The sequence below is a fragment of the Actinomycetota bacterium genome, from assembly GCA_030650795.1.
GTDB lineage: Bacteria > Actinomycetota > Actinomycetes > S36-B12 > S36-B12 > UBA11398.
In genome coordinates this window covers 31,543-51,770 of record JAUSDJ010000021.1, presented here as the reverse complement: position 1 = coordinate 51,770, position 20,228 = coordinate 31,543, and the positions used below count along the sequence as shown (strand labels likewise).

Below are 20,228 nucleotides of genomic sequence, written 5' to 3'. Positions count from 1 at the left end.
GGCGACTATGAGCGCGATGTTTCGCTCACTCTCAATCTTCAACTACCGAGTGGGCCACTGGAGCGATCGTCTCCAATATTGGCTCTTGGATGCAGCGGACCGCTCAAGACTGGCTGGTCCTCACCCAATTGACGCACAACAATGCAACTGCAGTCGGCGTAGTCATGGCTTTGCAGTTCGGCCCATCAGTGCTGTTGCTCCCATTCACCGGAATGGCCGCCGACCATCTCGATCGTCGCAAGCTCCTGATGGCCACCCAGGGAGCCATGGGGGCTCTGGCTCTTGGCCTGGGCATCCTGACGATCAGTGGATCAGTGCAGTTGTGGGAAGTGTTTGTCTTCGCATTCCTTCTCGGATGCGTCACTGCATTCGATACACCAGCACGCCAGACCTTCGTCTCTGATCTGGTCCCAGGAGGAAATCTCTCCAACGCAGTTGCATTGAACTCAACTTCGTTCAACGGCGCGCGACTGATTGGCCTCGCTGTTGCTGGCGTGCTCATTGCAGTGCTGGGGTCGGGCTGGGTCTTCATCATCAATGGGCTTTCATTCAGTGCAGTTCTTGCTTCTCTCACCCTGCTGCGAGTTCACGAACTTCAGCGTCGTGATCGGCCGGTGCGCGAACGGGGAAGCTTCGTCGAGGGATTCCGATATGTCTGGCAGCGCCCTGACTTGAAGGCGATTCTGTTGATGCTGTTCTTGCTCGGCACCTTTGGCATGAACTTCCCGATCTACCTGTCCACGATGTCCGTCTCGGTGTTCCATGCCGGAGCCGGAGCATTCGGATTACTGACGTCTGCGATGGCACTGGGCTCGGTCGCTGGTGCCCTGATGTCGGCCCGCCGGGCCCGGCCCAAGGTCACACTGCTCCTTGTTGGCGCGTCAATCTTCAGCATCTCTCTCGCCTTTGCAGCGATCGCACCCACGTATGCGCTGTTTGCAATCGACTTGATGATCGTCGGCGTTGCTTCGCAGACTCTCATGACAACCGCCAACAGCACCGTTCAACTCTCAACGGATCCGGCTATGCGCGGACGCGTGATTGCCATCCTGATGGCGGTGATCATGGGCGGCACCCCCATTGGTGCACCGATTATTGGCTGGATTGCCAACGCCTATGGGCCGCGCGCTGCAATCGGACTCGGCGCATTCGCCGGACTCCTGTCCGCGTGCGTCGGCCTCTACTACTTGGTGAAGTTCCACCATCTGCGTATACATCTTGAGCATTGGCGTATCCGGGTGACCCAGCGCGAGCCCGATCATCTGGCTGCGATGTTTGCCGCAGTTGGCTCATTGGAGACGTACGCTGCGCAACCATGACTTCTGAAGCAACAGTCGATCGACTTTCGCGCGCGTTACGCGAGGTACAGGACTCCTTGCCAAACTCGACCGCGCCAGAAGAGATTTCACTCGCGGCGGCTACGGCTCTGGAACAAGCCGCGGCCTTACTTGAACCCCATCGCTACGAGTTCATCCAGTCACCGGACTGGTCACTGCACGGCGGCGAAAGCGGAGTGCGAAGCCTTAGTCCGCAGTTGATCAATCCTCAGTGGCATGACGAGAGCATGCAGGCAACGATCGTCTTCACGAATTTCTTCCACGGCGCCAACGGAGCAGCACACGGCGGGGCCATTCCATTGATCTTCGATGAGATCATCGGTCGCATCGCGATCGATGACGGAATCCTGCGCCGAACGGCTTACCTGAAGGTTGATTTTCGAAATGTCACACCCGTGAACAAGGAATTGACTATCGAAGCCCACCTGGCGCGAAGCGAGGGCCGCAAATACTGGTTCCGCGGGACTGTTCGCGATGGCGAAACCCTCTGCGCTGAAGCCGAAGGTTTATGGATCGCATTGAAACCCGGCGCAATGTAAGGCCATTACCGGTCAAGATTTTCAAGAGCATGTCTGTGAGGCACTTGTGAATTTCTCCGCGTCCCTCACGCACAATTTTGCCTTTCTGTGCGTTGCCTGAGAATCAACCTTTTGCGCTTCCCACGCTGAGCTATTGCGAACAGACTTCAAACAACGCAAGACAACGTTCGAAGGAGATCGACATGAAGGTTCAACGCTTTATCGCAACCACAGCTGGCCTCGCACTCGTTGCCTCGGCACCGCTACTTGCATCGTCGGCTTCCGCGAACAACAACGGTAATGACCACCACGGCGACAACGGACGCGGATCAGACCACAGTTCTCCGCGTGACACCGTCAGGGTATCTGTCACTCAAGCACAGGCCACAATAATTCTTGCTGCCCGCAAGGCGTACTTCACAAGTATCGCTTCAGCGAACTCGGCTCTGCAAGGTGTCCTGACGCAGGTGCAGACTGAGATATCCAATTCGACGAGTGCTCAACGTCTCGCCTTGGTAATTGCCAAGGATGCATACCAGTTCACAGTTGACGCTGGGCTCGATGCAACAGGTGCACGCGCAGCGCTTGATCAGGCGCAGACTGCATACAACTCTGCGGTGAGCGCCGCCAAGAGCGCAGCGCAAGCGAAGGTGGACTCTTCCAAGAGCGCCTTCAAGGCAGCCGTTGAGAATGCAAAGAACGTCTACAAGGCAGCCGTTACCGCAGCCTTCCCGGCGGGCACAGCAATTCCCAAGGAGTTGTTGAACATCTCGAGCAAGAGTTTCGAATTGCTCCATGGCGACCAGAATTGGAACTCACTGGTGAAGATCCAGGGCTCGCATCTTGGGGTCCATAGCTAGCCAGCGATGAAACGTGGGGCGAGTCCATCGGGCTCGCCTCACCTCGCATTTCTGATGTGGCAGGAATACTTGATGACGTGAGCAAGAGGTCGATTGCAGTCGCAAGTGCTCTCGTGATCACTGTCTCACTCTTGGCGAGCCAGGCGGCTGGTCAGGCGCCGAGCAAGAACAGCATCGTGTAAACACAATTGTGTGCTCAGACAAGCGTGAAGCCACCGTCTGCAACGAGGATCTGCCCGGTAGTGAAAGCGGCATCCGCAGACGCCAGCATGTACACAGTGTTCGCCATTTCACGCGCGCTGGGGATGCGGCCGTAGGGAGTCTTGCGAGCAATGGCCTGCAGAAAGGCCTCAGGCGATTCAAGCAGGTTCGGCGTGCCGATATATGCCGCCGCAACAGCGTTAACCGTGATCTCGCGTGGGGCAAGTTCGGTCGCGAGGTAGCGCACTGAGACTTCAAGTGCTCCCTTGGCCACAGCCATCGGAAAATACCCGAGACCTTGAGTCGGGTGGAACAGACGCTTGGTCGCAACGCTGCTGGTAGCAACGATGCGCCCCGATCCCGACGGCATCATCGGTGCGGCGAGCTGAGCGATCGACATCAGAGCAAGGGGACCCACTTCCATAGCGCGCAGCCACTGCGCGCGATCTGCCGAAAGCGGATCGGCGTTGGTGAGATGGAAGGCGTTGTGAACAACGACATCAAGCTCGTCAGTCAATTGCGTAATTTCCGAGAACAGCGACTGAATTCCCTCGTCGGTGCCCATATCGGCCTGAATGACGTGCGCGATTGAACCGCGGGTTCGGACGCCGCTAGCCACGGCCTCTGCGGCAGAACGATCATGCGCAAAATTGATGAACACTTCGCAGCCTTCGTCGACAAAGCGGTCAACGATGGCCTCGCCCCAGCCCTTTGAACCTCCGGTCACCAAGATCTTGCGCCCAGAATCCCCAGTCATATTGACCCTCCCTCATTAGTTCTTGGGAGGCTAACCGAGTTCGGGTCCTTAGGAAGCAGGAACGAAGGTGACTTGAGTGGCGCCGGAGGCATCCCTCAACGTGAGTCGATTGCCGTCTCGGTGATACGTCGCAACCTTTGCAAGCGCTGCAAAGTACCGCTGTTCGGTCGTCATGACTGAATTTGGCTCGCACGCCATCATTGTCGAAATCGCAGGTCCGATTTTCAGACGCTTTTTGCCGGAGGTGGTGAAACTGGCGGTGTAGGTATTGCAACCGCCGTTACCCGAAAGCCCACCTTCATTGTTGAACTTGGCCGTGACCTTGGACGTGTTGGCGTCGCTGACAACGCCACCTTTCCCGTTGTTGATTCCCGACGCGATCCACGAGGTTCCTGCAAGGCCAGTTGCATCTGCCTTGTATGTGAGAACAGTGGGACTTCCACTCTTGAGTTGCAGCCGCGAATTAGCCGTGAAGGAGTCCACCAATGCAAGATTTGCCAGCACAGCCGATTCTTGAGTAGCAGCCGCACCGCTACACGACATCATCGTCATCGGACCCACCGTGATGGTGAGCGATGAGCCTGCTTCTTTGTAGGTGCCGTTGAAGCTGTTGCAACCGGTCGAACCCGAAAGCTTGCCGCCCGCCGCAAAGACAAGAGTCCCGGCAGATGGAGAGGAGGTGGCTTTCTTTGCTGAACCGCTGGAAGAAGCGAAGGAGGTGAGCTTCCAGGCACTGCCTGCAAGCGATGAACTGCTCGGAGTTCTTGAGCCAACTGTTTCGGTTGTCGAGGCATCCGGACTCGCTGAGAACGGCGTTGCGATCGGTCCTGACGACGTGTCGCCTGAGTTTGACGAATCAGAACCGCAGGCCGACGCCAAAAGGCCGGTCATGGTCAATGGAACTGCAATCAGCAAGTACTGGCGTCTGCGCGTCAACATGCCAACAGCGTATGTCGCAGGATGGCAAATCAAGGACTCAGATCAACTTAAAGATGGGACTGAAACCAAGTTGTGACCGACCCCAAAGCGAAGTGCAATCCGGGGTCGCTGTCGAGTGAATTGTGATCGGCACCCGGCACAACTATCCACTCTTTGATCTCGGGAATCGAAGCAAAGATCGGCTCGATCGTTTCAATAGGCGCGGTGTCATCCAACTCGCCACTGACAAACAGGCACGCGCAATTGGCAAGGCTTTCGGTCATTGGCAATAGTTTCAAGTCGGCCATTCGATCGACGCTGGCAAGGTAGAAGGAGTCCTTGCCCAAACCTTGGGTTCCTTGCAAAGCGCTGGTGCCGCCCTGCGCTTGCTTCAACAGCGCATAGCCAGCGGCAAACTTCGGACTGAAAGGAAATATCTGATCTATTGGTACAACTTCGGGTGCCTCGCCACTTTCGAGCCGAATGCGTTCAACAACAAGGCGCTGCTTCAGCGTGACCCAATCCCAGGCAGGTCGAGCTGCGCGCAACATATCGGTGCCAGATCCGGGACTGGAAAGTGCGGCAAGTGCTTTGATCCGAGGATTTGTTGAGGCCAATTGCAGTGCGATCGGACCGCCATAACTGTGGCCATACAGTCCGATTCTGTTGGAATCCACCTCCGGCTGGGCCTGGAGTTCGGCCAAGGCCAGACGAGCATCGCTTGCCCGAGAACTTGGGTCGATCCAACCCGGATCGCCTTGGCTCTCACCAAAACCGGTGTAGTCGAATCGCAAGGAAGAGATACCAGCTTCTGCCAAGGCCTGCGCAACCTCGGGCATGACAAGGTTTCGAACTCCAGAGAGCCCCTGGCACAGAAGAACGCCCGGAGTGGCCTCTCCCGCTGCCTGAAAGGTTGCGGCCAGTTGCTCACCGCGGGCATTGCTGAAGCACAACTCTCGGGGATCAGCTGACATCAGGGCACCTGCCTTACGAACCGAGGAGCTTGACCTTCTGCGCGGTGAACTCTTCTTCGGTGAGAACGCCCTGATTCTTCAGATCCGCGAGCTGCTTGAGCTGGCTGATGACCTCGTCAGTCATCTGTCCGGCGCTCGGGGCAGCCGGTGCTGCTGGAGCCGGCGCAGCCTGGGCCTGCTGAGCCTCAACCTTTTGGGCTTGCCGGTTGCGCATTCCACCTGAGACTGCCGTGGCAGTGCCGGCTACAACAGCCGTCGTGGCAGCAACACGAAGAAGGCTTGGTCCGCGACGAATCATTGGTGTCTCCCTAGTTCAGATGTGACGGTGAAAGTCAGATTCAGCTCGCGAGTTCGGCAGCAGCAACCGCGGCAAGCACGAATTCACGAGGAATGCGGTCATGGGCAACCACGCGGCCGTTCGCATTTTCAATTGCTCCGGCCAGACGGGCTGCCCAGGTGTTCTCCCACAGGATCAGCCCAGCAGATGAATTGGGGGCCAGTTCAGCCGCAACCGTGGCGATGTCATCCTCATTGAGCAGCCCCTGGAGCTGGTCGAAACTGTCCAGGAAGCCCATTGCGAAGTCACCGTCAACAGCGTCGGCTTCCAGCCAAACCACGTCACCATTCTCATCCTTGGTGATGAAGACGAGGTCCAGAATCCGCACGATCCCCGCCTGCGCTAGGGCAGCAATCTCAGGGGCGATCTCGCCCTTGAACTCATTGCCGGGAAACTCAACAACGAGATACTCGACAGGTCCGATTTCCGGTGCGTCGGTTGGCATGTTTCTCCTCTAGATCGTGGCTGAGTCAGCGTAGTGTGCGGGTAGTTCTTAAGGACTGCTCAGTCGGCGAAATGTCGGCTTCATGCAAAGGTTTCGCAACTGTCTGGTTCGTCGTAGACACTCCCTTACCCCGGAAGTTAGGCTTCCTTTATGTCAGTTGCATTCCTCACGCGCCGCATGCATGTAGATCTTATGCGCGTGACCTCAATGCGCTGTTGCTAGTCGCCTCCCCCCTTCGGCGACCCCTCTGCTGTTGCTGGTGTTCCAGCGCTGCGCATCCACACCCCTCAAAGGAATTGATGACGACCACGACCGGTACCACCCGCCCCGCCAAGTCCAACGGCCAATGGGCGGTGGACGGTGATGCCCCATTGAATCCCAATGAGGTCATGAAGCAGGAGGCTGACGGTCTTTCGGTCCGCCATCGCGTGGAGACCATCTACGCCCTTGAAGGCTTCGACTCCATCCCAAGCGATGATCTCCGTGGCCGCCTGCGCTGGTGGGGGCTGTACACCCAGCGCAGGCCCGGCATCGATGGCGGACGCACGGCCACTCTTGAGCCAGAAGAGCTCGAGGATTCCAACTTCTTGCTGCGCGTTCGCTCTGATGGCGGGCGCCTGACCCTTGCGCAACTGCGCACCATCGCTGGCATCTCCATTGAATTCGGTCGGGGCACTGCTGACGTCACCGATCGTCAGAACATCCAGCTCCACTGGATTCGCATTGAAGACGTGCCTGAAATCTGGCGTCGACTCGAATCAGTTGGCCTGTCCAGTGCGCAGGCTTGCGGTGACGTACCTCGCGTGATCCTGGGTTCGCCGGTGGCCGGAGTCGCTGTCGACGAGATCATCGATGGCACTCCCGCGATCGAAGAGATCCTGAACCGCTATCTGCTCGATCCTGAGCTGGCAAACCTGCCGCGCAAGTTCAAGTCAGCAATCAGCGGCTCGCCTCGCCTTGACGTTTGTCACGAGATCAATGACATCTCTTTTGTTGGCGTAGTTCACCCCGATCATGGTCCGGGCTTCGATCTCTGGGTCGGTGGCGGACTTTCGACCAATCCTCATCTGGCCGTGCGCCTTGGCGCCTGGGTTCCGATTGAAGAGGTGCCCGAGGTGTGGGTCGGCGTCGTGAAGATCTTCCGCGACTACGGCTACCGCCGCTTGCGCACCAAGGCTCGCTTGAAGTTCCTGGTTTCCGATTGGGGTGCTGAGAAGTTCCGCCAAGTTCTCGAGCAGGAGTACCTCGGCCGTGCGCTCATCGACGGACCGGCCATCGCCGATACCGGCCAGCGCGACCACGTCGGTGTCTACCCGCAGAAGGATGGCCGCAACTACGTGGGTGCTGCCCCAACCGTGGGCCGCCTCTCTGGTGATCGCCTCGCCGCCCTTGCTGATATCGCTGAGGCTGCCGGTTCAGATCGCGTGCATCTCACTGCTGATCAGAAGATCGTCGTCTTGAATGTCGAAGGGGCCAATGTCGATGCGCTGGTCATCGCGCTGTCCTCGATCGGACTTGAGGTCTTCCCGAGCCAGTTCCGGCGCAGCACCATGGCCTGCACCGGCGTTGAGTTCTGCAAGTTGGCCATCACCAACACAAAGGATCACGCAACCACGCTGATCTCTGAGTTGGAAGCTCGCCTTCCCGAGTACAAACTGCCGCTGGCTGTGCACGTCAACGGCTGCCCCAACTCCTGCGCCCGCATTCAGGTCGCTGACATCGGCTTGAAGGGCATGCGTGCCCTCGATGCTGATGGCAACGATGTTGAAGGCTTCCAGATTCACCTTGGTGGTCGCCTTGGCCATGAGTCCGGCTTTGGTCGGACCGTCAAGGGCTTGCGGCTACCAGCCGATCAGCTTCCCGATTACGTCGAACGAGTTGTGCGCCGCTTCACTCAAGAGCGTGAAGACGACGAGTCGTTTAGCACCTGGGCCCTACGCGCGGATGATGAGGCAATCAGATGACAGTTGTGCAAAGAAGCGACGCTCGAGTTCTGCAGGCCGTTGCTCGATATGCCTCAGCGGGTCTTGAGGGCGCAGATGCAGCAGAGGTGATCCGCTGGGCCGCCGACTCCTTTGCCGGGCGTGTGGTTTCGACTCAGGCTATGGCGAACACTTCGATGTCGCATCTCATCTCCACGATCGCTCCTGAGATTCCCGTGGTATTCCTCGATACGGGCTATCACTTCCCCGAAACCATCGCCACTCGCGATGACTTGGTAGCCCGCACCAATATCAACCTGATCACGATCACGCCATTTCAATCGGTCGCCGAGCAGGACGCGCAATATGGCAAGGATCTCTGGGCTCGCGACCCCGACCTGTGCTGCGAGTTGCGAAAGGTACTCCCGATGGAGGAGTCGCTCATCGGCTACGAGGCCTGGATCACTGGACTGCGCATCGCCTCCTCGCCCAGCCGGGAAGATGTTCCCGTCGTGCAGTTCGACGAGAAGCGCGGCGTGCTGAAGATTTCACCCATGCTGCACTGGTCTGATGATGATCTCCTGCGCTACACCCTGGAAAACGATGTGCCGGTCAACCCTTTGATGTACAACGGCTACCCCTCGATCGGTTGTGCTCCTTGCACCGCCCGTGTCGCTGAGGGCGATGACCCACGTTCTGGACGTTGGGCCGGCATGGACAAGATCGAGTGCGGCCTGCACACATGAGCAGTTACCCACTCTCGCTGAACTTGGCGGGCAAGCGGGTTGTTGTGATCGGCGCGGGCTCAGTCGCGCGAAGAAGGATTCCTACTCTTATTGCTGCTGGCGCGCGAGTTCTCGTGATCGCGCCATCGGTGACCGATTCGATCGACCAGCTCAGCCAAGAAGGTTCAATTGAGCTGCAGTTGCGCCGCTTTGAAACTGGTGACACCTCAGGGGCTTGGCTCGTGCACGCATTGACCGACGATGCAGGAGTGAACGCGGTAGTTGCCGCCGAGGCTGACGCCGCCGGTATCTGGTGCGTACGAGCCGATCAGGCTTTGCTCTCCGAAGCATGGACGCCGGCTTCCACGAGCGTTGACGACATCACCATCGCAGTGACCGCTGGCGGGGATCCTAAGAGAGCGGCCGCCATTCGCGATTCCATCGCTGATCTACTCAAGGACGGATCGTTACCTGTCCGACGAGTGCGCCCAGCAGATGGGCATGTCGTGCTGATCGGCGGCGGCCCCGGTGACCCGGATCTCATCACCATTCGCGGCCGCCGTGCTCTGGCTATGGCCGATGTGGTGGTCTTTGATCGCCTTGGCCCGACCGCATTGCTAGAAACCCTTGCCGACGATGTCGAGCTCATTGCGGCCGGCAAGAGTCCCGGTCACCAATCACTGACCCAGGATGAAATCAACCAGGTGATCGTGGATCGAGCTCAGCTTGGCAAGCGAGTGGTGCGCCTCAAAGGCGGGGATCCCTTTGTATTTGGCCGCGGTTCAGAAGAGGTCCAGGCGTGTGTTGCAGCTGGCGTCACAGTCGAGGTGATCCCAGGCATCAGCTCAGCGGTCGCCGCTCCTTCTGCTGCAGGCATTCCCGTTACCCATCGAGGACTTTCCAATGGCTATGCAGTCATCACAGGCCACCAGCTTGACGACCTCACGCCGCTGGCTCAGTTGCAACTGACTCTGGTTGTGCTCATGGGAGTTGCCACTCTGCCTGGTTTGGTGACGGGTTTGATGGCCGCTGGCAAAGTTGAATCAACACCTGTGGCCATCATCGAGAACGCGAGCACAAGCAAGCAGCGAGTGACCGTGGGCACTCTTGAATCAATAGTGAAGCTTGCCGCTGAAGTGGGTGTTCGCAATCCAGCTGTCATCGTGGTGGGCGATGTTGTCTCGGTGCCGAACTTGCTCGCAGCCGAATCCGCGCTGCATCAGGTCTCGGGTTAGTTCATGAGCGAACTTGTCGTACTGCTCGCACACGGCAGTCCAGATCCGCGCTCGAGTGAGGCCGCGGCAAAGATAGCCGTTCAACTGGAGCATCATCTGGCTGGGCCGATCGTGCGCATCGCCTATCTCCAACACAACTGGCCCACCCTCACAGCGGCCATCGGTCGCGAATTGGATTCGGGAGCCATCAACAAGGTTCGCGTGCAACCCTTGATCCTCACTGAGGCAACCCACGCAGTTCGCGACATCCCCGACGCCATCGCACGTGCCGAGCGTGACCATCGGATGACTCTTGAGGTCGGCGACACCATCGGCATGGATCCCAGCCTTGGACCCGCACTGGACGCCCTGATTCCCGCTGGCGTGCCTGTGGTGCTGGCGTGGGCCGGTGGCCGCACGCCTGCTGCCTTCGCTTCGACTCAAGCTCTGGCTGATGCTTGGGCAAGTCAAAGCGGCCGCGAGATCCTGCTGGCAATCGTCAGCGCATCTGGTGAGGCGATCATCGCCGCAGTGCATGAGTTGCAGCAACGCACCGGCCGCACGCCCGTTGTGGCCACCTTCACCTTGTTCCCTGGGATGCTCGCCGATCAAATTTCAGCCGCCGCAGCCCAGGCTGGGACCTGCGCCACCACCCCGCTATGTCAATTGCGCAAGCTCATTGACATTCTTGACCAGCGGCTAGGTGTGCAAACCGCTTGACGGGACTCCACACCCGTAGAACGCTTCACTCGACCCGGGAGGAACACGTTGGATCTGTATGAGTTGCGCCGCCAGGACTATGAAGTTGAGGAGATCGGCCAGGAAGTCCTCGTCGCATTTGGCGATTTCTTCAGCGATCAGTGCCCAACGTCAGTCGTTCGAGCCGCTGAACCCCTTGGTTTCGATCAGAGCCTTTGGGAGCGCCTAGTCGAGATGGGCACCACCACAATGGGCCTTCCCGAATCTGCGGGCGGCGATGGTGCCGGCGTGGTTGAGCTGGCGCTCGTTGCTGAAGAGTTTGGCCGGGCCGTCGCTCCGGTTCCTTACATCGAACATGTAGTGACTTCGCGCGCACTCGCAGCGGCAGCGAACCCAGAACTTGATCAGATACTTGCGGGTGCCGCCGATGGCTCACGCATTGTTGCTCTTGCCAGCTTCCCCATCCAGCCCGGTTCCAAGCAATTGGTCCCCGCTGGAGCGATAGCCAAGAGCGTGCTCGGCTTGGCTGGCGATGACCTCGTGCTGTACACCGTGGAGCAGTCCCCTGCCCATGTACGCAATCAGGGCCACACTCCCCTGGCCTGGTGGGATTTCGATTCGGTGTCAGATCGAATCGTCGTCGCAAGTGGCGCGAAGGCCCGCAAGATCTTTACCCGTGCGCATGACGAGCGCATGGTGCTCATAGCCAGTGCTCTCATCGGGATGACCGAATCAGCTCTAGCCCTCACGGTGGAGTTCACCAAGACGCGCGAAACCATGGGCGTGCTCATTTCAACTCTGCAAGGAGTCGCGTTCCCACTCACGGATATTGCAACCAATATCGCCGGGGCTCGCAACATCGCTCGCAAGGCTGCTTGGTATCTCGACACCGAACCTGATGCGCGGCCCGAACTGCCAGCCATCGCGATGGTTTACAGCTCTCAAACTGCAACTCATGGCACGACGAACGCAGCACACTTCCAAGGTGGGCTTGGCTTCACGCTAGAAGCCGATGTCAGTCTGTACTTCCTACGCAGCAAGGGTTGGAGCGCACTCGCTGGCGACCCAAGCGCCCAACTTCTCAATATCGGCGATCACGTACTCGCCTCGGTCAAGTAGTCAACGAAAGTAGAAGGAGAACCCTATGGATTTCAGTCTGATTGACTTGGACGACGAGCAACGTGCGCTGCAGCAGGAGATTCGCGCATACCTCGCCGAGCTGTTCACCCCCGACGTCTTCAAGGAAGAGCACGAGACCGGCAGCGGCTTCAACACGCGGGTCTACGAAGGCCTTGGCAAACGTGGCTGGCTGTTTCCCGAGCTGCCGGTGGAACAGGGCGGCGCCGGCTTCACCCCGCTGCAGCAGAAGATCATGGGCATTGAGATCGCCCGGCAGGACGCACGTGTGATGATGATGCGCGGTGTGACGAGCCTGCCGATGTCGGCTGTCCGCAAGCACATGCGAGCGGATGTGGCCGATCCGATCCTGAAGGCATGCGCCGAGGGCAAGGCGGTTATGTGTCTTGGCTACTCCGAGCCTGATGGCGGCTCTGACATCGCAAATGCCAAGGTGCGCGCCGTGCAGGACGGCGATATGTGGACGATCAATGGCTCCAAGATGTGGACGACCGGCGCGCATGTGTCGACCTACACCTTCCTGGTGACGCGCACTGATCCTGATGCTCCCAAGCACAAGGGCATCACGATGTTTCTTGTCCCTCTGGATACTCCGGGAGTGACCATTCAAGGAATCCGGACCTTCAGCGGTGAGCGCACCAACATCGTGTACTACGAGGACGTTCAGCTCCATGATCGTTACCGTCTCGGCGGTGTCAACGACGGTTGGAGTGTCTTGCATGGGCCGCTCGACGCCGAGCACAGCATCGGTATCGACATGTCTGAGGGTCTTACCGATCCATCCGTCGGTGTCGGCTTTGCCAGGGTACTTGGCGAGTCGATCAACGAGGTTGCTGAATGGGCCCACAAGACGGTCAGCCCTGATGGCCGCAGCATGGCAGAGGACACCCGCGTGCGCGAGCGCCTTGGTGCTGCAATGGTCGACTTCGAGGCTGGCCTCAGTACCCCTGGCCCCATGGGTCGCGTGCGAGCATCTGACGCCCTTGTGAAGCAGTCAGCGATTCTCCAGGATCTTCTTGGGCCCGCGGGCCTGCTCCCAATGGATGAGGAGGGAAGCGTGGGCAAAGGTGACGCTGAATATGCCCACCGCTTTGCGCAGGGAACCGGCACTTACGGCGGCACTGTCGAGGTGTTCCGCACCATCATCGCTCAGCACGTGCTCGGGCTCCCAAAGGCCTCGTACCCCGGCTCGAAGGTGTTCCTCGCCGGCAAGAAGAAGAGCTAGCCGCGGGATTTCAAACGCAAATGGGGAAGCTCAGGGGCCAGGATCGGCTCCTGAGCTTCCCCATTTGGCCAGCCAAAAACTGGGTGATCCTTCGGATCTGTTGAACCTGATTGGTTCTCGGCATTCCACTGGTGCTGGAAACGAACAATCTCTTCATGCGTTCTACCGATGAAGTTCCACCACATGACAATCGATTCACCCAGCGGTTGGCCTCCGATCATCAGCATCCGCGATTCCGAAGTCGCGGTCAGCCTGATGACCCCCGAGCCGGGCCGCACATACGCAAGATTGCGCTCGCCAAGATCTGTGCCATCAACGGCGACGGCACCGCTATCCAGCAGGAAACCGTGCTCATGCGCGGCGTTAACCTCGAGCTCAATCGTTGTTCCAGACTCCAATAGCAATTCAGCTCCGAGTAATGGTGAGTAGGTGACCACGGGCGAAGTGCTGCCAAGCAGCGAGCCGAGGAACACCCAAGCGCGCACGCCTTCGCGCTGGACGACCTGAGGCAAGTAGTGCTCAAAGCCAGGGTCAACCCATCTCGAGGAATCAGGAAGCGCAACCCACATCTGCACTCCATGGAGCGGGCCGCTGTCCGGCACTGACATCTCAGAGTGGCTGATGCCACGGCCCGCCGTCATCAGATTCAACTCGCCAGGTCGGACTGTTGCGATCGAGCCGGCACTGTCACGGTGTTCGATCTGGCCAGCAAACAACCAGCTCACGGTTTGCAGACCAGTGTGCGGATGCGCGCGTACTGACATGCCGGATGTTCGCGTTGCGCTGACAGGGCCGTAGTGATCAAGGAAGCACCAGCCTCCGATGAGGCTGCGAGTGCGTGTCGGAAGAGTCCGACGCACAGGCATGCCCTCATCAAAGCCGAGCGCAACCTCGTGAGGCCGGATGATCTCGACCATGTTCATCCGTCGTTCATCCGTCAGACGCGGTGCGGCTGGATCGCATCTGCAGGAATGACTCCGAGCCGTCCGGCTTGGAAATCTTCGAAGGCTTCGACGATTTCAGCCTGCGTGCTCATGACAAAGGGACCGTATGCAACAACCGGCTCTCGTAACGGCTCGCCTCCGATGATGAAGAGTTCGAAGTTCGGCGAGCGCGACTCCTGCTTCTCCGCAGCGGTGATGCGCAGTGCAGTGCCGTATTGAAGGATGGCGGTTTGCCCTGCCGACAAAGGCCGTTGTTCAACGCCGACTGAGCCCGAACCGGCAAGTGCATAGAGAATGGAGTTGAAGCTTGGACTCCACGGAATATCGATCTGTGCACCGGGCGCGAGAGTCAAGTGGGCGATTGACAAGGGTGTGTGCGAAATGCCTGGGCCCTTATGCCCATCAATCTCACCCGCGAGCACTCGCAGGACCGCGCCGCCATCGGCACTGGTCAGCAACGCAGAGTCTGCATTCTGCAGATCCTGATACTGCGGATCAATGCGCTTCTTATCGCGAGGCAGGTTGATCCACAGTTGCAGGCCATGGAACAGGCCGCCCGACTCGACCAGCTCCGCTGGTGGAGTTTCAATGTGCAAGATGCCGTTTCCCGCAGTCATGTACTGAGTGCCGCCGTCCAGAATCAGCCCACCACCACCGTTGGAGTCCTGGTGGATGAACTTGCCGTCAATCAGATAGGTGAAGGTTTCAAAGCCGCGGTGTGGGTGCCACGGTGTTCCCTTGGGCTCGCCAGGGGCATATTCGACCTCTCCCATCTGGTCCATGTGAATAAAGGGATCCAGATCAGCCGCGCTGATGCCGTAGAAGGCGCGACGAACCGGAAATCCCTCGCCCTCGAATCCTCGAGGTGCAGTGGTAACGCTGGTCACCGTGCGTTGGTCGGCAGCGGGATCCACGCTCACGCGGGGCAGGGTCAGCGGGTCAGCAGAGATGGCAGCCATGGTGGCTCCTTTCGAAAATAAGTAGTTTACCATTCAACTACCCACGGCACAAGCAGCAGCCCGCCTCTCAGAATGCTCCTCATAGCCCATACTTAGCCAGTGTCCACCGCCGCCGAAGATCCTGTGGAACTCGCGGTTGACCGAGCCTTGAAGCCCTTGCGAGATGACGCCGTTCGCGATGTCGAGGCCATCTTGGATGCAGCCCTGAAGGCCGCCGAGAAATCAACGCCGGCAGCCCCACGTGTGGCCGACATCGTCGCCGAGGCTGGCACTTCCAACCAGGCCTTCTACCGGTACTTCACCGGCAAGGAAGACCTAATGCAAGCCGTGATGGCTCGGGGTCTGCGGCGAGTGCGCGCATATCTCGTGTACCGGATGTCCAAAGCCACCGAGCCGGAAGCCCAAATTGAGCTCTGGATCCGCGGGCTGCTCACCCAGGCCACCAACCAGACAGCAGCAAGGCAGGGGGCCGCGGTCAGCGAGATTCTCGCTGGTTCGCATCGACGTCCCGATACTCGAACAGCAGAGGCCACCAACGCACTCTGGGATCTGCTGCTCGCCCCCCTGCAAGCCTTGGGCAGCGAGCAACCTGAATTCGACGCTCGGGTGATCCACGAGGCAACGATGGGCACGATGTCTCGACACCTTCAAGTCCAGTCCGTGCCGTCCGACCAAGAGTGCTCGCACCTCGTTGCCTTCTGCCTGCATGGATTGAATCTGCAAGCCTGATGCATGCAGAGCTCGATCGAACGGTCGCCGTCAATGGTGCACAGATTCGATACCGTGTCTTCGGTGAGGGAACTTCACCGCTCGTGCTCATTCACGGAGCTGGCGCGCATCACATGTGGTTCTACCGAATGTTTGCCGGGCTTGAGTACGACTGGCGAGTCATCGCCATCGATTTCAGCGGGCATGGCGCAAGCGACCATCGCACTGCATATTCAGTGCAGTTGTGGGCTAGCGAGATCGCCGCAGTCATCAAGGCCGAGCAGGCTGCGCCTGCCGTCGTGGTTGGTCACAGCATGGGTGCGCGCATCGGCGTAGCACTTGCCGCGCAGTACCCCGAACTCGTGCACCGACTGGTGATGCTCGACGGCAATGTCCGCTCCCCTGCTGAATACCCAAAGCCCGGTGATCGCCCTGGGCCGCGAGAACATCGAGTCTTCGCCACCCGCGACGAGGCCATTGCACGCTTCCGACTCGTGCCAGGGCAAGACGCACCCGGGACCGAACTGATGCGGCCGCTCGCGGAATATTCACTCTGCGAAGCCGAAGGCGGGTGGACGTGGCGGCACGACTGGAATAGCCCGACAACGCCATACGACGAATACATCAATGGCTGTATCGCACAGCTCACGATGCCAGTGACCTTTGCGTACGGCACCGCAAGCCCTGTGGTCAATGATGCCAAAGCTCAGTACTTCGTCTCACTTGCCCAAGTCGAAGTGACCATCTTGCCGATTGCGGACGGGCAGCATCACTTGATGCTCGACAGGCCCGATGAATGCATCGCAGCCATTACAGCTGCGTAGCAGCTACATCCGAATGACAACCTTGCCCGTTGACTTGCGCTCGGCTACGAATTGGAGTGCATCACGAGCTTGCTCGAGAGGAAACACATCGGAGATGTGTGGCACCACGCCCTGACTGACGAGTGCGTTGAGCGCGGCATCCCCGGCAGCAACCTCATTCGGCAGATGCTCACTGACGGTGCGAATCTCAAAGCCCTTGATGATTCCGCCCTTGAGCAGCACCAGATTCAGTGGAATGCGTGGGATGTCTCCCTGGGCAAAGCCAACGACGACAAACACGCCACCCCAGGCGATGCCGCGGAATGCTTCCTCGGCATATGGGCCGCCAACGGGATCAATGATCAGGTTTGCTCCTGAGCCAGTGATTGCTTTGATGCGCTCCTTCAGGCTCTCAGTTGTGTAGTTGATGCCAGCAACAGCACCCAAGCGCGCGCATACCTCGAGCCGCTCGTCGCTTGCCGCGACGGCGATCACGCGAGCACCGAGTCGGGTAGCAAGATCAACCGCTGCGGTGCCAACTCCTCCAGCTGCGCCAAGCACGACCACCCAATCATCTGGCTTGAGATGACCAACAGTCACAAGTGCGTGATACGCGGTGCGATAGGTAACGCTGAAGGCAGCAGCCTGTTCAAGAGTCAGACCAACGGGGATCGGCTTCAGCGAAGCTGCAGTAACAGCAATCTGCTCGGCGAATGAGCCAACAAAGGAACCGCCCATCACCAAATCGCCCACGCGAACATTCGTCACGTTGGCCCCTATCGAGGTGACCTCACCAGCGAATTCACTGCCAGGTGTGAAGGGAGTGGGGATCGAGACCTGATACAGATTCTCCATGATGAGCAAGTCTGGAAAATTGATTGCGGCCGCTCGAATCGCGACCACAGCATCATCTGGCCCCGCTATCGGATCTGGCAGATCCAGGATCGACAGTTGAGCCGGCGGGCCGTAATTCTCACAGACAACAGCCCGCATGACTTCTCCTCGTGAAATTGTTGATTGATGCTAGCCAGTTCGAAGGCCTATGGCATTCCACCATCAACGCGGATCGTGGCGCACGAGGTGTAGCTAGAAGCATCGGACGCGAGATAGATAACGGCGCCCACAATCTCTGGTGGATCACCAATGCGCTTCATCGCGATGCGCTGCATGCCTGGCTTCATCGCTTCCAGATCCCACGCCTTGGAGATGTCAGACATCATCGTTCCGGACATCACCGTGTTCACGCGAACTGCCGGACCGAAGGCAGTTGCGAAGCCCTCGGTCATTGTGTTCAGAGCAGACTTGGCACCGGCGTAAGGAATGATCGTTGCGCTTGGCCGGATGGAACCAGACGAGCTGATGTTGATGATCGAGCCAGCGCCGGCAGCGACCATCCGCTCGCCCATCAACGCGGTGAGCCGATAGGGACCCTTGAAGTTCAGGTTCATCACGCTGTCGAACATCTGCTCAGTGACTTCTGAGTTCTTCTCGTAGATCGGCGACATGCCCGCGTTGTTCACCAACACGTCGACTTTGCCAAAACGCTCATAAACTGCATCGACGAAGGGCTCGATCTCATCCCAACGCCCGACATGGAGTGCATAGGGCATTGCCTGGCGACCAGTGGTCTTCTCGATGTCCTGCGCCACCGTTACACAGTTTTCAAGTTTGCGACTGGCGATGACAACGTCAGCACCAGCCTGTGCACAGCCGTAGGCCATCTCTTTGCCCAAGCCCCTGCTACCACCGGTGATGACGACGACCTTGCCGGTCAGATCGAACAGGCCATCGAGATAGCTCATTTCACTCCATTGGGCATCGTCGCGGCGAGTCCAGCAGCCTGGCTCATGAGTTCGAGCACAAGTGGACCGAAGCCAGCAAGCGACGGATTGTCGAGATTTTCCCTCACGACTCTGGCATATGACATCTCGAGCACGATGGCCAATTTCCAACGAGCAAGAACGAGGTAGTAGTTGAAGTCTGCAGTGCTGCGACCGCTCAACTTCTCGTAGTGCGCTAGCAATTCCTCCAGTGAGGCCTGACCTGCCGTGGTGGCCTTGATATTCGAATCATCCGCGTCACCTGTTGGGCCCCAATCGCGCAATGCCCATGCGAGGTCAAGCAGCGGATCACCGATGGTGGTCATTTCCCAGTCGACAACGGCAGCGAGACCGGCCGGAACATCGTTGGTGAACATGATGTTTGCGAATTGGTAGTCGCCATGCATGATGCCGGGTTCCCAGGCGCGTGGCTTGTTGTTATCCAGCCATGCCGTAGCTTCGTCAAGCCCTGGGATCTCACGGAACTTGTATGCGTCCAGGAACGAGGTCCAACGGCCCACCTGTCGCTCATGGAAGTTGTCAGGGCGACCAAAGCCCTCCAGCCCTTGGGCCTTCCAATCAACAGCAGCAAGCTTCGCAGCACCTTCAACCAATGCGTACCCGAGCGAAGGGCGCAAACTGAGATCAGACGCATACGGCTCCGGCCATCCGCCACCTGTCATTGACCATCCGATGATCTGCTTCATCAAGTAGAAAGGGATGCCTAGCACTTCTGGGTCTTCGCAACCAACGACGAGCTCACCGCGTGGCACGTCAGTGCCATTCAATGCAGCTAGGAACCGCTGTTCGCGAAGGATCCCATCGGCGCGCGCAGGTCCCATCGTGCGCGGCGGGATGCGCATCACAGTGCGATCGCCTCCGCGATCAACGAGGTACAACTCGTTCTGCGAGCCACCAGAGATCTTTGTCAGTTCAGGGGTGTCACCCGTGCCCGGGCGATCAACCGAATCCATCCAGCGCGTGAGGCGCTCGAGCTCGGCGGGAGTGAAGGGATGTGTCGCGGTATCAGCCATAACAAGAGAATAGCATTCTGACAGGCCAGAATGCTATTCTTAGCAAGAATTATTCGTGGCTTTGCCTTGGGGTTCGCGCGGCGAGCCTGAGGCTATAAGCATGGTCGAAGGACAACGCTGGTAGTACCTCACCACGGAAAGGGCGCAGATGAACCAGAAGCCAAGAAATCTGCTCCTGGCTGGGCTGGCCCTCAGCGGCCTCCTCGTGCTCAGCGCCTGTGCTTCGGGCGCAGAACCGGCAGCAGATTCGTCCTCATCAGCTTCAGCCACTCCCACTTCAAGCATCACTCAGATCCCAGCGCTCAGCAGCGCTTGCGCCAGTGTGTACGAGGTTGATCTATTGGTGAATGACTACAACGCCGGTGCTGTGGCCAATGGTGACTTCACCGAGAAAGAGGCCTTGGCCGACTACGCGCGATTGACCAAGGCGGTCAACACCGGTGCCAAGACTGTCGTCGGTGGCGGCGCCGCCAAGGCCGCCGTTCTGGCCAAGAGCAGCAAGCGCAGTCTGCGCATCGTCAAGGCACTCAACAAGAGTGCAACTCTTGGCACCATGTCGTCTGCCAAATCCAAGAAGCTTTCAGCACAACGCACTCGCATGATGGGCGTCTGCACTGCGGCGGGCTACCCACTGCCGGCCGTTAACGCGCAAGCGAACGTGGACGTTACGCCACAACCATCTGCCAGCTGA

21 protein-coding genes and 1 pseudogene are annotated in these 20,228 nt (G+C 58.8%); 12 read left to right on the top strand and 10 right to left on the bottom strand.

From position 1 onward, the window contains the following. Positions 1–7: 7 nt before the first annotated feature. From Q7L55_06335 to Q7L55_06325, 3 genes and pseudogenes are all read left to right on the top strand, one after another. A pseudogene (locus Q7L55_06335) lies at positions 8–1,319 on the top strand (MFS transporter). Continuing rightward, the gene (locus Q7L55_06330; protein ID MDO8732173.1) at positions 1,316–1,876 is read left to right on the top strand and encodes a hotdog fold domain-containing protein; all 561 of its coding nucleotides are present in this window, start codon (positions 1,316–1,318) and stop codon (positions 1,874–1,876) included. The pseudogene Q7L55_06335 and the gene Q7L55_06330 overlap by 4 nt, the downstream one beginning before the upstream one ends. Before the next feature lie 182 nt (positions 1,877–2,058). Continuing rightward, entirely contained in the window at positions 2,059–2,715 is a 657-nt protein-coding gene (locus Q7L55_06325; GenBank protein MDO8732172.1) for a hypothetical protein, read from the top strand. Between the two features lie 196 nt (positions 2,716–2,911). Here the strand turns inward: Q7L55_06325 and Q7L55_06320 are convergent, their stop codons facing one another. The 5 genes from Q7L55_06320 to Q7L55_06300 form a co-directional block, all read right to left on the bottom strand. After that, on the bottom strand, positions 2,912–3,673 hold the full coding sequence (locus tag Q7L55_06320) for an SDR family oxidoreductase (protein ID MDO8732171.1): 762 nt from the start codon (positions 3,671–3,673) through the stop codon (positions 2,912–2,914). A gap of 48 nt (positions 3,674–3,721) precedes the next feature. After that, positions 3,722–4,564 carry an META domain-containing protein gene (locus Q7L55_06315; GenBank protein MDO8732170.1) on the bottom strand — a complete coding sequence of 281 codons (843 nt, stop codon included), beginning with the start codon at positions 4,562–4,564 and terminating at the stop codon, positions 3,722–3,724. 95 nt (positions 4,565–4,659) lie between these two features. Continuing rightward, positions 4,660–5,565, bottom strand: coding sequence for an alpha/beta hydrolase (locus Q7L55_06310; protein ID MDO8732169.1), 906 nt, complete (start codon positions 5,563–5,565; stop codon positions 4,660–4,662). A gap of 13 nt (positions 5,566–5,578) precedes the next feature. Then, positions 5,579–5,863, bottom strand: a complete 285-nt coding sequence (locus tag Q7L55_06305) for an SHOCT domain-containing protein (protein ID MDO8732168.1) — start codon at positions 5,861–5,863, stop codon at positions 5,579–5,581. Positions 5,864–5,903: 40 nt separating this feature from the next. After that, on the bottom strand, positions 5,904–6,347 hold the full coding sequence (locus Q7L55_06300; protein ID MDO8732167.1) for a DUF6325 family protein: 444 nt from the start codon (positions 6,345–6,347) through the stop codon (positions 5,904–5,906). Between the two features lie 299 nt (positions 6,348–6,646). Here Q7L55_06300 and Q7L55_06295 point away from each other — a divergent pair, with 299 nt between their 5' ends. From Q7L55_06295 to Q7L55_06270, 6 genes are read left to right on the top strand one after another with little or no spacing between them, the layout of a single operon-like run. Continuing rightward, on the top strand, positions 6,647–8,311 hold the full coding sequence (locus tag Q7L55_06295; protein ID MDO8732166.1) for a nitrite/sulfite reductase: 1,665 nt from the start codon (positions 6,647–6,649) through the stop codon (positions 8,309–8,311). Continuing rightward, positions 8,308–9,015: a phosphoadenylyl-sulfate reductase gene (locus Q7L55_06290; GenBank protein MDO8732165.1), complete on the top strand. Its 708-nt coding sequence runs from the start codon at positions 8,308–8,310 to the stop codon at positions 9,013–9,015. Before Q7L55_06295 ends, Q7L55_06290 begins: the two co-directional genes overlap by 4 nt. Beyond that, positions 9,012–10,229 (top strand): uroporphyrinogen-III C-methyltransferase, encoded by a 1,218-nt coding sequence (cobA, locus tag Q7L55_06285; protein ID MDO8732164.1) that lies wholly within the window; start codon positions 9,012–9,014, stop codon positions 10,227–10,229. The genes Q7L55_06290 and cobA overlap by 4 nt, the downstream gene beginning before the upstream one ends. Positions 10,230–10,232: 3 nt before the next feature. Further along, positions 10,233–10,928 (top strand): CbiX/SirB N-terminal domain-containing protein, encoded by a 696-nt coding sequence (locus Q7L55_06280; GenBank protein ID MDO8732163.1) that lies wholly within the window; start codon positions 10,233–10,235, stop codon positions 10,926–10,928. Between the two features lie 48 nt (positions 10,929–10,976). Continuing rightward, on the top strand, positions 10,977–12,026 hold the full coding sequence (locus Q7L55_06275; protein ID MDO8732162.1) for an acyl-CoA dehydrogenase family protein: 1,050 nt from the start codon (positions 10,977–10,979) through the stop codon (positions 12,024–12,026). Between the two features lie 25 nt (positions 12,027–12,051). Continuing rightward, the gene (locus Q7L55_06270; GenBank protein ID MDO8732161.1) at positions 12,052–13,269 is read left to right on the top strand and encodes an acyl-CoA dehydrogenase family protein; all 1,218 of its coding nucleotides are present in this window, start codon (positions 12,052–12,054) and stop codon (positions 13,267–13,269) included. Here the strand turns inward: Q7L55_06270 and Q7L55_06265 are convergent. Beyond that, positions 13,266–14,186: a pirin family protein gene (locus Q7L55_06265; protein ID MDO8732160.1), complete on the bottom strand. Its 921-nt coding sequence runs from the start codon at positions 14,184–14,186 to the stop codon at positions 13,266–13,268. The genes Q7L55_06270 and Q7L55_06265 overlap by 4 nt on opposite strands. 20 nt (positions 14,187–14,206) lie before the next feature. Then, positions 14,207–15,172 carry a pirin-like C-terminal cupin domain-containing protein gene (locus tag Q7L55_06260; GenBank protein MDO8732159.1) on the bottom strand — a complete coding sequence of 322 codons (966 nt, stop codon included), beginning with the start codon at positions 15,170–15,172 and terminating at the stop codon, positions 14,207–14,209. A 99-nt stretch (positions 15,173–15,271) separates the two neighbouring features. Here Q7L55_06260 and Q7L55_06255 point away from each other — a divergent pair, with 99 nt between their 5' ends. Together Q7L55_06255 and Q7L55_06250 are read left to right on the top strand one after the other, a co-directional pair. Beyond that, on the top strand, positions 15,272–15,901 hold the full coding sequence (locus tag Q7L55_06255) for a TetR/AcrR family transcriptional regulator (GenBank protein ID MDO8732158.1): 630 nt from the start codon (positions 15,272–15,274) through the stop codon (positions 15,899–15,901). After that, positions 15,901–16,704, top strand: coding sequence for an alpha/beta hydrolase (locus Q7L55_06250; GenBank protein MDO8732157.1), 804 nt, complete (start codon positions 15,901–15,903; stop codon positions 16,702–16,704). Before Q7L55_06255 ends, Q7L55_06250 begins: the two co-directional genes overlap by 1 nt. A gap of 3 nt (positions 16,705–16,707) precedes the next feature. Here Q7L55_06250 and Q7L55_06245 read toward each other — a convergent pair whose 3' ends face one another. The 3 genes from Q7L55_06245 to Q7L55_06235 are packed head-to-tail and all read right to left on the bottom strand — an operon-like array spanning position 16,708 to position 19,537. Beyond that, positions 16,708–17,676, bottom strand: coding sequence for an NADPH:quinone oxidoreductase family protein (locus Q7L55_06245; protein MDO8732156.1), 969 nt, complete (start codon positions 17,674–17,676; stop codon positions 16,708–16,710). 47 nt (positions 17,677–17,723) lie between these two features. Next, entirely contained in the window at positions 17,724–18,485 is a 762-nt protein-coding gene (locus tag Q7L55_06240) for an SDR family oxidoreductase (GenBank protein MDO8732155.1), read from the bottom strand. After that, positions 18,482–19,537, bottom strand: coding sequence for a phosphotransferase family protein (locus Q7L55_06235; protein ID MDO8732154.1), 1,056 nt, complete (start codon positions 19,535–19,537; stop codon positions 18,482–18,484). The genes Q7L55_06240 and Q7L55_06235 overlap by 4 nt, the downstream gene beginning before the upstream one ends. 148 nt (positions 19,538–19,685) lie before the next feature. On the opposite strand from Q7L55_06235, the gene Q7L55_06230 reads away from it, so the two are divergent. Next, complete coding sequence (locus tag Q7L55_06230) at positions 19,686–20,228, top strand: hypothetical protein (GenBank protein MDO8732153.1); 543 nt, start codon at positions 19,686–19,688, stop codon at positions 20,226–20,228.

Bases quoted from the DNA above. Each gene is read 5' to 3' on its own strand.
- Q7L55_06330 (MDO8732173.1), top strand. From the start codon at position 1,316: ATGACTTCTGAAGCAACAGTCGATCGACTTTCGCGCGCGTTACGCGAG.
- Q7L55_06325 (MDO8732172.1), top strand. From the start codon at position 2,059: ATGAAGGTTCAACGCTTTATCGCAACCACAGCTGGCCTCGCACTCGTT.
- Q7L55_06320 (MDO8732171.1), bottom strand. From the start codon at position 3,673: ATGACTGGGGATTCTGGGCGCAAGATCTTGGTGACCGGAGGTTCAAAG.
- Q7L55_06315 (MDO8732170.1), bottom strand. From the start codon at position 4,564: ATGACCGGCCTTTTGGCGTCGGCCTGCGGTTCTGATTCGTCAAACTCA.
- Q7L55_06310 (MDO8732169.1), bottom strand. From the start codon at position 5,565: ATGTCAGCTGATCCCCGAGAGTTGTGCTTCAGCAATGCCCGCGGTGAG.
- Q7L55_06305 (MDO8732168.1), bottom strand. From the start codon at position 5,863: ATGATTCGTCGCGGACCAAGCCTTCTTCGTGTTGCTGCCACGACGGCT.
- Q7L55_06300 (MDO8732167.1), bottom strand. From the start codon at position 6,347: ATGCCAACCGACGCACCGGAAATCGGACCTGTCGAGTATCTCGTTGTT.
- Q7L55_06295 (MDO8732166.1), top strand. From the start codon at position 6,647: ATGACGACCACGACCGGTACCACCCGCCCCGCCAAGTCCAACGGCCAA.
- Q7L55_06290 (MDO8732165.1), top strand. From the start codon at position 8,308: ATGACAGTTGTGCAAAGAAGCGACGCTCGAGTTCTGCAGGCCGTTGCT.
- cobA (MDO8732164.1), top strand. From the start codon at position 9,012: ATGAGCAGTTACCCACTCTCGCTGAACTTGGCGGGCAAGCGGGTTGTT.
- Q7L55_06280 (MDO8732163.1), top strand. From the start codon at position 10,233: ATGAGCGAACTTGTCGTACTGCTCGCACACGGCAGTCCAGATCCGCGC.
- Q7L55_06270 (MDO8732161.1), top strand. From the start codon at position 12,052: ATGGATTTCAGTCTGATTGACTTGGACGACGAGCAACGTGCGCTGCAG.
- Q7L55_06265 (MDO8732160.1), bottom strand. From the start codon at position 14,186: ATGGTCGAGATCATCCGGCCTCACGAGGTTGCGCTCGGCTTTGATGAG.
- Q7L55_06260 (MDO8732159.1), bottom strand. From the start codon at position 15,172: ATGGCTGCCATCTCTGCTGACCCGCTGACCCTGCCCCGCGTGAGCGTG.
- Q7L55_06250 (MDO8732157.1), top strand. From the start codon at position 15,901: ATGCATGCAGAGCTCGATCGAACGGTCGCCGTCAATGGTGCACAGATT.
- Q7L55_06245 (MDO8732156.1), bottom strand. From the start codon at position 17,676: ATGCGGGCTGTTGTCTGTGAGAATTACGGCCCGCCGGCTCAACTGTCG.
- Q7L55_06240 (MDO8732155.1), bottom strand. From the start codon at position 18,485: ATGAGCTATCTCGATGGCCTGTTCGATCTGACCGGCAAGGTCGTCGTC.
- Q7L55_06235 (MDO8732154.1), bottom strand. From the start codon at position 19,537: ATGGCTGATACCGCGACACATCCCTTCACTCCCGCCGAGCTCGAGCGC.
- Q7L55_06230 (MDO8732153.1), top strand. From the start codon at position 19,686: ATGAACCAGAAGCCAAGAAATCTGCTCCTGGCTGGGCTGGCCCTCAGC.